The sequence below is a fragment of the Chloroflexus aurantiacus J-10-fl genome (assembly GCF_000018865.1).
GTDB lineage: Bacteria > Chloroflexota > Chloroflexia > Chloroflexales > Chloroflexaceae > Chloroflexus > Chloroflexus aurantiacus.
This window is the reverse complement of record NC_010175.1, coordinates 420,409-432,976: the sequence shown is the minus strand read 5'-3', so window position 1 is coordinate 432,976 and position 12,568 is coordinate 420,409. Positions and strand designations below refer to the sequence as shown.

Below are 12,568 nucleotides of genomic sequence, written 5' to 3'. Positions count from 1 at the left end.
GTATTCGGCATAGGTTGATCTGCAAAGATGTGAAGTTGGAACCAAAATCAGGACGACGGTAGCCGCAACTGCTAGATAGCGGAAGATCATCGACTGCTCAACAGACGATGGTGCGGTTTGAGAGGCTGGCTTTGCATCTCTCCGTAGTTCTCCACAAGTAGGGGTATGATAGCCGGCGTTCAGGGTCAGCACATCCGGCAAACTCCCCGCGACTCCAGGAAGTGCTTTCTTTTTGCGTCTCCATTTCCTCAGAAGGCTTCACCTCCGCGGGCAAGATGAAACATCTATCAGATGCTCACGGCAACGTTCAGTCGCCGTGCAAAGAAAAGCGTCATTTATTTAGTGTGGGTTAGTGGTCTGGTTCAGTCCGTCATCTCCTGTTGTTGTTCCGTACCGAATATTCTGTAATACAAGTCCACGCTATAACTGGTCTTCAGTGGATCGGCTTCCTTGAGCCTAAAGGTACGCTCTCCGTCCGGCAATCGCTCGGCGCGCAGGAAAAGAATGTTATCTCCGTTGAAAGAACGGGTAAACTCATACAAATGGGTAACGAAGTATACCTTGATACCCTTCTCGATCAGAGTGCTGACAATTTGTCTGGCAATCTCCGAGCCTTCACGTTCGTTGGTGGCGGAAAAGGACTCGTTCAGCAAAAGTAATGCGTTTGGAGTGAGGTAGTCAACGATCACACTCATGCGCGCAAGCTCTTCTTCAAACTTGCCCCTTTCCATCGTCTTGTCCTCTTCGCGCTTGAAGTGCGTGAACAGGCCGGTCGTCAGATTAGCCAGGAACGATTCGGCTGGGACAAACATTCCACACTGCATCATCAACTGAGCCACGCCAACACTGCGCAGGAAGACAGTTTTGCCGCCGCGGTTTGGACCGGTAACGATAATCAGCGATTTTCCATCAGCAGAGATATCATTTCCCACCACAGATGATCCAAGCGTTAACGCCAGGGTGACATCATACAATTCTGCACACGAGAGTCGGCGCTCGTGAGCCGGCACAGGCTGCGGAAAGGTCACAGGCTTGCCCAGAGCGGTTAGTTGTTCGTAAAGGTTCAGGCAGCCGATATAGAAAGCCAATTCCCATTGCAGCACTCTGAAGAAACTTTCTATATGCTCGGCGGCCTGACCAACGGCGTTTGCTGCACGGGCAAGTCCCCGATCACGTAGTTCCTCTAGTATGCGCGCTCCTGCCTCATCACGAGGGTGCAGGGTATAGGAATAGGTTGGTGAGTGCGAGGTAAGCATGCGTTGAAGCCAATGTTGGTCTGCGTCGTTCGGGTAACAGAGAACGTAGTTGCTGCCTTCATTGCCTTTGCCTGGTTGCGCACTAAGGAGAGTACCTCTGGAAAAACGAAGTTGCTGAACGTGTTTTTCCACAAGGTTTAGATAGTCGTCGTCCAGTTCCCGCTGAATCATGGTGAAAAAGCGGCGGAAACCCTGCGACTCGAAGGTGTTCACATGCTGATCGGCGATCAGTCGCAACTGACGCAGCAAGTCCAGTGAGGCTGCCAGCAACTCGCGAGCGCTGCTCAGGATTGAGGTAGGGGTGGAATGACGCAACGAAATCCACAACCACCGTTTGTGTTTACGTTCGAGGAATGTCAACGGAATGAGGTACATTTGTCTGACCACGTCGGGGTATTTCAGGCAATCTTTCAGAATCTCCTGTCGGTAGAGGATTGAAGCGCTTTCATCCAGGGGTGATAGCACAACCTGTCGAACGACCTGAAACAAGAACGTGTCGCCGCGAGCCATAGCCTTAAACAAGATGTTCAATGACAAGTCTTGCGTCAGGTCATCTACATTAGGCAGCAACGGCGTCGACGGGTCAAAGTCTTGATCGGGGTGCAGTAAAAAAACCTTCATCATCGTATTCGCTCCTGAAGTTGTTCACGGCTCAGCCCATGTTTACGAGCCAATGAAAGAGCATAGGCCAACCCATCGGCGGGTTTGCGAATGATCTGGAATGTGCGTCTGACGGGATCATTGGGGTCTACCGATGCCACCATGCTGACCATTTTCTCGCTCAACGAAGCCAGTTCGTCGAGGAACGTCACCCAAACACCCAAAACATCCAGATCCGTCAGCCGGGCCATAATTTCCTTACTTAGAAAAAGTGCATCCTGAACAGTGGTGGAGGAGAAAATTTCGTTCAGGATGAAGATGCTGTCAGGGGTAGCCTGGATGAGTGCTCTGTGCATACGGACCAGATCATCTTCCAGTTTTCCCCGTAGATTTTGACTATCCTCTATGCGCTCGAAATGGGTAAAGATGCGGTCGGCCAGGAACAGACCTGCTTCCCGGCCCGGAACAGGGCAGCCGAGGCTAGCGAGATAATGTAACTGCCCAAACATCCGAGCAAATGTCGTCTTCCCTCCCTGATTGGGTCCGGTGACGACGAGAATGCGTTCCGGGCCTGTCAGGAAGAAATCGTTCAGCGTGATAGTCTTCTGTTCGTAACGCCAGGCATGAGCCAGGGCCAGATCGAAGCCATCGCGTACATAGACTGCTTTACTCGTTGCGCTGACGTGAGGATAACAAAAGGGTAGCCCCTGACGTTTGAGGTCGGCGATATATTCCAGATAAGCCACGTAAAACTGAATCTCGCGGTCGAACGTGCGAATGGTCTCGTCGAGAAACTGGTTATGCTCCGTACAGAAGCGGTCTAGCTCCTCGAAGGGTTCGGGATATAACCTGGCGACGAACTCGAGGATCTTGGCCTCAATGTGACTCATTCCAGCTCTTTCTGGAAGGTGTACCAGATAATCCTGGGCATCACGTTGTTTGAACTTGCTGAAGACATGTTCCACTTCCGAGCTGTAATCTACCTCGCCCTCGTAGCGCTTTACGCTGAACTTGCCACTCTCGATAATCACGCTATACTTGATGGCAGCCAGGGCGTTTTTGACGTGTTGACTATCGGTAGCCAGGGAACGGAATGCCGGTGACTGAATGCAGGTTGTCAGATGTTCTCGGAAAGTCGAAAGGCCATTCGACCTCAAGGGAAGATCGACGAGATGGCGAGCCAGAGTTGTTACGGTGTCACAATAGACCAGGGCTGCTTCCAGGAGCCACCCCTTTCTGTGATCGGCAAAGTTAAGTTGCTCCATCATCGCCAGATAACGTCGCACCACCCTCATACCTTCCGCAAACTGCTTGATAGCTTCCAGGATAGGAGCTTTTTCCAGGTCCTGAAACACCTCTTGCCGGTAGCGGACGGCTTGAGCATCGCGTAAGGGAGTCCAGAAAAAGGGTTGTAAGTTGTACTCCTGTCCGGGTTTTGTGATGGCTTCTACCACCTGATCCAGGTTTAGATCGGGAAAGAAATCAGGCTGGCTGGTTGCTTCTGTTTGGAGACCGTCGTGGTAGTGAAGAATACTGAGCGAAACCATGATCATGCCTCTTATCGATTCAAAAATAAAAGCCTCTACAGAGAAAACGTTTCCCTGTAGAGGCTATCAGCCGTAATGGCAGTTGAGGGTGAGCCTCATCACCCAATCGATTGTCTAATCTCATTTTATCAGCTACTCAGCCGGTGTCAAATCTGTTTTCTTAACCTGACAGACCAGATCTACGTTTCTTTTAGTATCTCAAAGCCACGCGTGAATCTCGATACGTTTGACGTAAGTATTGAACCGTGCTCCTTCTCAACATGAACCCGTCCAGATTTGTTATCATCAGCACAACGCAACGAAGAGCCATCACCATTGATGGCGTGGAGGCAGTATGGTAAAACAACAACCAACCTTTTCGGTCGTCGCACCGGTGTACAACGAAGAACAACTGATTGCTGAGTTTTGCCGCCGGGTGATTGCCGCGCTTGAGCCACTCGGCGAGCCGTTTGAGCTGGTACTGGTGAATGATGGCTGTCGTGATCGTTCACCAGAAATTATGCGGGAACTGCATCAGCGCGATCCGCGCATTAAGGTGATTAACTTTTCGCGTAACTTTGGTCATCAAATCGCCATTACTGCCGGTACCGATTATGCCACCGGGAAGGCAGTGATTGTGATCGACTCTGACCTGCAAGACCCGCCAGAGGTGATCCCTGAGCTGATTGCGCGTTGGCGGGAAGGATATCAGGTTGTCTACGGTGTACGTGAAGAGCGCGAAGGTGAGACGTGGTTTAAGAAGACGACCGCAGCGATCTTTTACCGGCTCATCGTGCGTATCACCAACGTCAATATTCCGGTTGATACCGGCGATTTTCGTTTGATGGATCGCAAAGTCGTTGATGCACTCAAGCGGATGCGTGAACACCACCGTTTCATGCGAGGTCTATCGGCGTGGATCGGTTTTCGGCAAACCGGTGTGCCCTACCGCCGTCATGCCCGTGCTGCCGGAACGACAAAGTACCCTCTGCGCAAGATGCTGCGCTTCGCGCTTGATGGGATTACCAGTTTCTCGTATTTGCCGCTCCAGTTGGCAACCTATCTCGGTTTTATTGTGGCTGCCATCAGTATGATCTTCTTGCTGGTGGTCTTTGTGATGCGGCTTGCCGATCCGTCTGCCCCGGAACCGGCGTTCTACGGTCAGGCCAGCACGCTGGCCAGTGTCCTCTTTCTTGGTGCTGTGCAGTTGATTTCACTGGGCATTATTGGCGAGTATGTGGGCCGTATCTACGATGAGGTAAAGGGACGGCCCCTCTACATTGTGGCCGAAGCGCTGGGGGTGGAAGAAGAACCTGCAACTTCTCCGGCTTCAGTGCGTACAACCCATATGGAACAGTCAACATCTGTTAAGTAGTCAGGAGGAGTGGTATGTCGCAGCGCGCCCCAGTTAGAGGATCGATGACGTCACGGCTATCGCTGGTCGGTGGATTCATCCTGTTGCTGATCATTGTCGGCATTGGTCTCAGCACGATGAAGTATGTGCAGGTGGATGAAGGACAGGCGGCCATCGAATTGGTGCAGGGGCGTATTGTCGCTGTCCATGGCCCAGGCCCGATTTTCCGTCCCTTCGCACCGTTTACCGAGATCGAACTGGTCAATATTCGCCGTCAGTCACGTCAGATTTCACAGAATGTGGCGAGTAGCGATAAGCAGTTGTACGACATCGATATTCAGGTTGATTTTCGCCGTCTGCCCACCGAGCAGGCATTGCGCGCAGCTTATGCGGAAATTGGCGTCAGCGATGCCCAGCTCAACGATTTTCTCGATGGCTTTATCAACGATGCCCTCAAGAGTGCCAGTACGCAGTTTACCCTCGATGAGGCTCTTTCTGACCGGGGAGCGTTTGCCGAGCGCATCCGACGTTTCTTGACGACACCTCCCGGCGATGGTCAGCGCGCACCGGTTGACCAGCTCTACATTACGATTGAGGCGGTGAAGGTGCTCGATATTAAGGTTGGCGAGACGTATGCCCAGTTGCTGGCCGAGAAGGCGAATCTCGAAGTGCAGATCGAGACCGAGCAGAAGCGACGGCAGCAGATCGAGGCGCAACAGGCCAATAACCTGTTCCAGGCTGAACAGGAGGCATTGGTTGCGTTGACCCGTGAACGCGGTATTACGGCTGCCGCGCTTGAGGCAGCGAATCGCGAAGCACAGGTGCGGGCTATCGAAGGCCGCTACTGGCGCGAAAATCCAGAGCTGTTTGAGCTGCGTAAGCGCGAGTTGCTGGTGCAGATGATGGCGAACGGCAATATCTGGTTTGTGGATCCAAATACCAACCTGACACTGTTGCTGAATAATCAGGCTGGGGAAGGTCAGGCTCTGGTAATCCCGCAACCCGGTGCCGGCCAATCGGTAACTCCGCCTGCGCCAACCGAGCCATCGGTCAGTCCGTAGCGGTCATTGCGGACGCGGGTGGCAGTCTTCGCGCACCACATGACTGCCACCCTGATCCCAGCGTGTCTCGCGGTTCATTGTACGGTGAGGAACGCCCGATTCCAGTGTCGTTCAAGAGCGGACAGAACGTGGGAGCGTATGCAAGAGATAGGGCTTGGGTACGCTCTGAACACCCTCACCACCGGCCCCTCTCCCTGCGCAGCGCTGGCGAGGCGAGCACAGAGCGCCGCGCGGGGATCGTCCTGATGCGGCAGAAATTGTGGTAGACATATTTTCTGTTCGTCCCCGCAGGGTGACGCCAGAGAGTTGAGGAACGATAACTCCCGCCCCCAGCGGAAGCGGGTTGGGGTGGGGGCGATACGAGCGAGACCGGTAGAGGGATTGGCGATGCCATGAACACTCTCACCCCCGGTGCAGCGCTGGTAAGGCGAGCACAGAGCGCCGCGCAGGGAGCGTCCTGATGTGGCAGAAATTGTGGTAGACATATTTTCTGTTCGTCCCCGCAGGGTGACGCCAGAGAGTTGAGGAACGATAACTCCCGCCTCCAGCGGAAGCGGGTTGGGGTGGGGGGCGATACGAGCGAGACCGGTAGAGGAATTAGAACCTATTTCAAAAAAACATCTCCTATTACCGACCGACTCCATGATCGTGACGAGCACACACAGCTTCCTTGTTTCCAGCCGGGTCAACGATGTGTCACGCGCCAGATCGTAAGCACGGCTGGCGCGGCAGCATGGCTGCCGCACTCCAAACGCTGCGCCACACGCATGACAGGCGAGTAAGGCACCCAATCCAACGAGTGATGGCACTGGCGATGATCGTCAGCGCTCCTCGCTTCCATACTGGCAGACTGGGAGCAGGATAGGCTATCGTTGGTCATTGGCAAGCGTTCACAAGCCTGGGCAATGGTCGACCGTACAGCTTTTATGAAATAAGTTCTAGTGTTGCTTGCATGATATTGGCAAAGTGATTGATAATAACTGTGCATTATTACTGCAAGTACATTGCAAAAAGCGTGCAATCACAGTATACTTATAATGGTAAGGTCGCGGCGACGGTGCCGCTCTGGTCATTGTCGCCGCGGCGCTCCTGACGCGCCCGGCGAATGTATGTGAGAGGTGTTCGATGGAAGGATACGTTCGTCAGCGCATCGAGGTTTTAACGGCACGGTTGAATAGCCTGCGCCCCGGTCTTGAACGGGCCCGGCAGTCGGTGGCGCGTCTGGAGAATGAAGCAGTTCCGGCTGGAGCGACTGCTCTGGCTCGTGCGGCCCAGTTGTCGGCAGCGCGCGCTATGGCGACAACCCTTGCCGAGCGTGAACGCCATTTGCTCATTGCTATTCAGGCGTTGCAGGCTGAGCTGGCCGATCAGACGTTGACCGGTCACGAGCAGGAATAACAAACAGGCTTCGGTTGTTGAGGGCGCACAACGGTGCGCCCTTTTCTGTGTCTCTTGCCCGGTAATGGCTACAGCTATGAGTTCAGATACAGCTTCGCTCTGCTGTCCTCCGCCTTACGGATGTAAACCGGCAAATGTCAAGGCTGTCGTCTCCGCAAAGCCGCACATCAGGTTCATACATTGCACGGCACTGCCGGCAGCACCCTTCATCAGGTTGTCGATAGCACAGATACTCACAATCCGCCCGGTCGCCGGTTCATACGCGAAGCCGATGTCGGCGTAGTTGGTGCCGGCCAGAATCTTTGGTTCTGGATAGCGGTAAATGCCCTGCCGCTCTTTGACGATACGAATGAACGGCTGTTCGCGGGCAAATGTCCGGTAGGCCTGCCAGAGTTCCTTCTCGCTCAGTTCGCGACTGGCGAAAGCGTGAACTGTTGCCAGTGCGCCACGCACTAGCTCAATGGCAGTAATTGAGAGATGCACATTGCGCAGGCCGGTCACTTGCTCGACTTCGGCGAGGTGGCGATGTCCCACCGGCGCAAAGGAGCGTACCGCACCAGACCGTTCGGGGTGGTGACTGGCTTCGTTAACGGTGGCCCCACCTTCCGATGAGCCGACTTTCACGTCGGCAATGATCGGGCGACTGCGGTCGATCAGGTTCGCTTCAACCAGTGGCAACAGGGCAAGGTTGGTGGCTGTGGCGTTGCAGCCAACCCCACTGGCGTAGCGAGCACCGGTCAGCGCCGCCCGATTAACTTCGGGCAGCCCATACACGAAGCGTTCGAGCCATGCCGGAGCCGGGTGAGCGCTCCCGTACCATTGCTGGTACACTGCCGGATCGCGCAGGCGAAAATCGGCTGAACAGTCGATGATCCGTTCGGCCAGGCTGGCGTAGCGTTCAATAGCCTGAGCTGCTTCGCCGTGTGGGAGGGCCAGGAAGAGCACATCACACGGCTGCAGGGTGTCAGGGTGGACGAATTGCAGGTTGGTGCGTCCGCGCAGGTTGGGATGTACCTGGTAGAGATACCGTCCTGCATTGCGGGCACTGGTAGCCTGTATGATTGATACGTGGGGATGATCGAGCAGGAGGCGGAGGAGTTCTCCGCCGACATAACCGCTTGCCCCCACAATGCTGACTCGTAAGCTCATACAACACCTTGCGTACAACGGCCAACTCTGCTGGGTGGTAGTCCTGCAAACAGGTTGTAATCCGTCGGAGTCTGGCCGTCAGCAGACATTCGCTCTTCGTCTGTGCTGAAATCTATCCTGTGTGGTACGCTAGCCGCGCCCGCGCCCAACCTCTAGCACATAGTCGATAATCCGGGCCGGAATATCAACGCCGGTGGTGTCGATACTATTGCGGAACTCCATGGTGTAGTTGACTTCATTAACCAGCAGCTCACCTTCGGGCGTTTCCAGCAAGTCAATCGCCACTACCCCACCGCCGACGGCGTGGGCAGCACGCACGCTGATGTCGGCCAGTTCTGGGGTAACCGGGCAGTTGGTGGCAACGCCACCGCGTGCAGTGTTGGTGATCCAGTGCGGGCTGGTGCGGTAAATTGCGGCGATACACTCATCGCCGATCACAAAGCTGCGAATGTCGCGCCCCGGTTTGTGAATGTACTGCTGAATGTAAAAAATGGAGTGTTGATAGTTGCCCAGAACATCACGATGTTCGAGAATGGCTTCGGCAGCATCGCGATCATTGATCTTGCTCACCATCCGCCCCCACGAGCCGATCACCGGCTTGAGCACAACCGGATAGCCGAGTTGCTCCATGGCTTCGAGGGCACTTTCCGGGGTGAATGCCAGCAGGCAGCGTGGTGTGGGGACGCCGGCATGAATAAGGGCCTGCGTGGTCAGGAATTTGTCGCCACAGGTGAGCGCTACGTGATAGGTGTTGACCGTAGGCACGCCGGCATCGTTGAAGATTTTGAGCATGTAGAGGGCCCGGCTATGCTGGATGCAGCGCTCAAGTACAACATCGAAGGGATAGGTTGTGGTATGCAGATCAAAAATCTGCTCGCGGTCGTCAACTTTGACATAATCGAGACCACGGCGCTCCAGCTCCTGGAAGAGCAGTTTTTCTTCAGCGCGAATCCGCGAACAAAGAACAGCAATGCGCATAATGGTTTCTCCCTGGCAGTGAGCGGAGTCGTGGACGACGACTCCGCACTGAACAACTATTCCTATTCGCCCCAATCCTCTTCGACTTCAGGCGCCAGCGCGAGGGTGGGCGGATCAAGATTCACGACTTCCAGCTCTGCGCCACAATCGGGGCAGGCGACGATCTCATTGGCCATGGTTCCGGCGGGTAAGGCGATGGTTGCGCCACATTCAGGGCATTCAGCTTGCATGGGTTTACTCCTTCTGATGTAGTGATCATCACGGACGATCTGGCTATTCGCCCCAATCCTCTTCGACCTCTGGCGCCAGCGCAAGTGTGGGTGGGTTGAGACTGACGACTTCCAGCTCAGCACCACAGTCGGGACAGGCGACAATTTCGCTCTCCAGCGTGCTGGCAGGTAAGGTAATCTGGGCAACACATTCAGGGCATTCGGCGTGCATGGCTGATTCTCCTTTCACATCTGAGCAGATAACTGGTTAAGAATCTCATCGGCGACTTCGCGGGTGGTTGCCTGACCACCGACATCGGGTGTACGAATGCCGGCAGCCGCCACAGCCGTGATGGCAGAACGGAGGCGTTCCGCCGCATGCGGACGCCCGATCCAGTCGAGCAGCATTACGACACAATTGAGTGCTGCGGTTGGATTAGCGATTCCCCGTCCGGCAATGTCGGGCGCTGCACCATGCACTGGTTCAAACAACGCCCGGCCATGGCCGAGATTACTGCTGGCGGCAACGCCCAATCCACCGCCGTGAATGCAGGCAATGTCCGACAAAATATCGCCGAACATGTTGGTGGTTACGATCACGTCAAATCGTTGCGGTTGCGCAGCGAGTTGCATGGCCGCAACATCAACCAGCCGTTCCTCGAAGGTCAGTTCGGGATAATCGGCGGCGACTTCGAGCGCTACCGTGCGGAAAAGACCGTCGCTGACCCGCAAGACATTGGCTTTGTGGACGATAGTCACTTTGCCGGGATGGCCGTAAGCCTGGCGCGTGCGAGCCAGTTCGCAGGCGGTACGCACGATCCGGGCCGAGGCGGCCCGGGTAATGACACGTTCGGCAATGGCGGTCGCGCCATCATCTTCTAACCGTTCCCGCCCGATGTACAGGTCTTCGGTGTTTTCACGCACAACCACCAGGTCAACCTCATTGCCCACGGTTGGTCGAATATTGGCGTAAAGGTCGAGGGTGCGCCGCAACTCGACAATCGGACTGCGATAACCGGGAACCGGATGGCTTGGTGACGCGACCGCACCAAAGAGGATCGCCGTCGCCTCACGCGCCAGAGCCAGGGTTGTTTCAGGAAGTGCCGTACCGGTGCGCTGAAAGACAGCCCATCCCGCTTCTGCCTCTTTGATGGTCAGATCGGGTGCCAGCACACGCAGGGCCGCAGTTGCCACGGCTATGACTTCCGGGCCGATCCCATCGCCGGGAATAACACAGATCTGCATCAGGCCACCTCACCGGGAAAACGTCCGTAGGTACGGTAAAAGGGCACAATCCCTCCCGCCGCCCAGACTTCTCGCAAGAAGAGCGGTGGCGGTGGCAGATGAATCACGCGCCCATCGGCGGTTGTGATACGGCCCTGTTCCAGATCAAGTTCAACCTCATCACCATCGGCTAGCTCGCCGGTAAGATCGGCGGTAAAGCATGGAATGCCAAGATTGAGCGCATTCCGAAAGAAGATGCGGGCAAAGAGGGGAGCAATAATCGCGCCGATACCCACCATTCGCAGCGCCAGCGGGGCGTATTCACGCGAACTGCCGCAACCAAAGTTCTTGCCGGCTACGATGATGTCGCCCGGTCGCACATTGGCCGCAAAATCTGGCCGATGCTCGATAAACGGATAGCGCCGTAATTCACTCTCGTCTTTCAGCATGTAGGGTGCGTAGCGACCGGGTACGATCTGGTCGGTATTGATATCGGGGCCGAAGAGCCACACGCGAGCCATAGCGATACCTCTCTTTCTTCACTTAGTTACGGGAAGCGATAGCCGGTTGTCCATCCATCACCGTGCGCGGATCAGTTAGATAGCCGGTAAGTGCTGTGGCTGCGGCAACCGCCGGCGATGCCAGATAGATTTGCGCTTCAGGGCTACCCATCCGACCACGGAAGTTGCGGTTGCCGGTAAACAGACAGACCTCGCCTGGGGCAAGGACTCCCATGTGACGACCGATGCAGGCACCGCATCCCGGTGTGCCGATGGTGGCACCGGCAGCCAGGAGCGTCGCGAGTGTGCCATCGGCAGCAGCACGCTGCAGGGCCTGCGCACTTGCTGGTACCACAATCATGCGCACACCCGGCGCGAGTCGGCGTCCGGCCAGAATCTGGGCGGCAACTGCCATATCTTCATAATGACCGTTGGTGCAGGTGCCGAGGTACACGACATCAACTGCGACCCGACCCAGATCGCTGAGGTTGGCGACGTTGTCAACGTAATGGGGAGCTGAGACTTGTGGTTCAAGCTGGTCGAGATCGATCTCAACCACTTCCTGATAGCCGGCATCAGCGGTGACTGTGGGCAAGAGCGGGCCGGTGACATTGAGACCGGTCGGCGGCACAATGCCGGCTTTTGCTCCCATTTCAATTGAAAGTGTCGCCAGCGTCATACGCTCCATCACACTCAGGAATTCGACACCGTGCCATTCAATTGCGGCGTAAGTTGCGCCATCGGCACGCAGCAAACGGGCCGCACGCAGCGCCAGGTCTTTGGGGCCAACGCCAAATCCAAACCTACCGCGTGCCCGGACAACAATTGTTTCAGGTACGCGCAGCCATGTCTTGCCGGTGGCCAGCGCCAGGGCAATATCGGTACTGCCCATTCCGGTACCAAACGCACCCACGCAGCCATAGGCCGTGCTGTGGCTATCACTCCCCAGAATGAGCATCCCCGGCTGGGCCAGCCCTTCCTCGACCAGCACCGGGTGCGAGATGCCACGCCCAACATCAAACAGATGAGGAATGCCCTGAGCACGTACCCAGCGCCGCACCTCTTGCTGCTTCTCGGCGGTCTGGACACTGGCGGCGGGGGCGACGTGATCGATCACGACGGCGACCCGTTGCGGATCCCAGACCCGTTCTGCACCTAACTCTTGATGCAAGATGCGAATAATACCGGGGGCCAGACTATCGTGCACCATCACCAGATCAACGTTTGCCGTCACCACATCACCGGCGCGCACCGTCCGCCCGGCGACACGGCTCAAAATTTGCTCGCTCATCGTTGGCATAGCCGTATCCTCC

12 protein-coding genes and 1 riboswitch are annotated in these 12,568 nt (G+C 55.8%); of the genes, 3 read left to right on the top strand and 9 right to left on the bottom strand.

Annotation, left to right across the window (positions count from 1 at the left end; translation table 11 throughout):
• Positions 1–362: 362 nt before the first annotated feature.
• Both CAUR_RS01740 and CAUR_RS01735 read right to left on the bottom strand, forming a co-directional pair.
• Positions 363–1,880: a MutS-related protein gene (locus CAUR_RS01740; RefSeq protein ID WP_012256247.1), complete on the bottom strand. Its 1,518-nt coding sequence runs from the start codon at positions 1,878–1,880 to the stop codon at positions 363–365.
• The gene (locus tag CAUR_RS01735; RefSeq protein ID WP_242605022.1) at positions 1,877–3,409 is read right to left on the bottom strand and encodes a MutS-related protein; all 1,533 of its coding nucleotides are present in this window, start codon (positions 3,407–3,409) and stop codon (positions 1,877–1,879) included. The genes CAUR_RS01740 and CAUR_RS01735 overlap by 4 nt, the downstream gene beginning before the upstream one ends.
• A 44-nt stretch (positions 3,410–3,453) precedes the next feature.
• A riboswitch (Fluoride riboswitch) is annotated at positions 3,454–3,515 on the bottom strand.
• Between the two features lie 222 nt (positions 3,516–3,737).
• On the opposite strand from CAUR_RS01735, the gene CAUR_RS01730 reads away from it, so the two are divergent.
• From CAUR_RS01730 to CAUR_RS01720, 3 genes are all read left to right on the top strand, one after another.
• Positions 3,738–4,757, top strand: coding sequence for a glycosyltransferase family 2 protein (locus tag CAUR_RS01730; protein WP_012256245.1), 1,020 nt, complete (start codon positions 3,738–3,740; stop codon positions 4,755–4,757).
• Positions 4,758–4,771: 14 nt separating this feature from the next.
• Positions 4,772–5,797: an SPFH domain-containing protein gene (locus CAUR_RS01725; protein WP_012256244.1), complete on the top strand. Its 1,026-nt coding sequence runs from the start codon at positions 4,772–4,774 to the stop codon at positions 5,795–5,797.
• A gap of 1,125 nt (positions 5,798–6,922) precedes the next feature.
• A complete protein-coding gene (locus CAUR_RS01720) occupies positions 6,923–7,195 on the top strand; it encodes a hypothetical protein (protein ID WP_012256243.1) in 273 nt (90 codons plus the stop codon).
• A gap of 114 nt (positions 7,196–7,309) precedes the next feature.
• Here the strand turns inward: CAUR_RS01720 and argC are convergent, their stop codons facing one another.
• The 7 genes from argC to CAUR_RS01685 all read right to left on the bottom strand — a co-directional run bounded on the left by argC (position 7,310) and on the right by CAUR_RS01685 (position 12,555).
• A complete protein-coding gene (argC, locus tag CAUR_RS01715) occupies positions 7,310–8,344 on the bottom strand; it encodes an N-acetyl-gamma-glutamyl-phosphate reductase (protein WP_012256242.1) in 1,035 nt (344 codons plus the stop codon).
• Between the two features lie 129 nt (positions 8,345–8,473).
• On the bottom strand, positions 8,474–9,322 hold the full coding sequence (gene lysX, locus CAUR_RS01710) for a lysine biosynthesis protein LysX (protein ID WP_012256241.1): 849 nt from the start codon (positions 9,320–9,322) through the stop codon (positions 8,474–8,476).
• 62 nt (positions 9,323–9,384) lie between these two features.
• Positions 9,385–9,552, bottom strand: a complete 168-nt coding sequence (lysW, locus tag CAUR_RS01705) for a lysine biosynthesis protein LysW (RefSeq protein ID WP_012256240.1) — start codon at positions 9,550–9,552, stop codon at positions 9,385–9,387.
• A 43-nt stretch (positions 9,553–9,595) separates the two neighbouring features.
• On the bottom strand, positions 9,596–9,763 hold the full coding sequence (gene lysW, locus CAUR_RS01700) for a lysine biosynthesis protein LysW (RefSeq protein ID WP_012256239.1): 168 nt from the start codon (positions 9,761–9,763) through the stop codon (positions 9,596–9,598).
• 14 nt (positions 9,764–9,777) lie between these two features.
• Complete coding sequence (locus tag CAUR_RS01695; RefSeq protein ID WP_012256238.1) at positions 9,778–10,776, bottom strand: isocitrate/isopropylmalate dehydrogenase family protein; 999 nt, start codon at positions 10,774–10,776, stop codon at positions 9,778–9,780.
• Positions 10,776–11,276 (bottom strand): LeuD/DmdB family oxidoreductase small subunit, encoded by a 501-nt coding sequence (locus CAUR_RS01690; protein ID WP_012256237.1) that lies wholly within the window; start codon positions 11,274–11,276, stop codon positions 10,776–10,778. Before CAUR_RS01690 ends, CAUR_RS01695 begins: the two co-directional genes overlap by 1 nt.
• A gap of 22 nt (positions 11,277–11,298) precedes the next feature.
• Entirely contained in the window at positions 11,299–12,555 is a 1,257-nt protein-coding gene (locus tag CAUR_RS01685; protein ID WP_012256236.1) for a 3-isopropylmalate dehydratase large subunit, read from the bottom strand.
• Between the last annotated feature and the right edge of the window lie 13 nt (positions 12,556–12,568).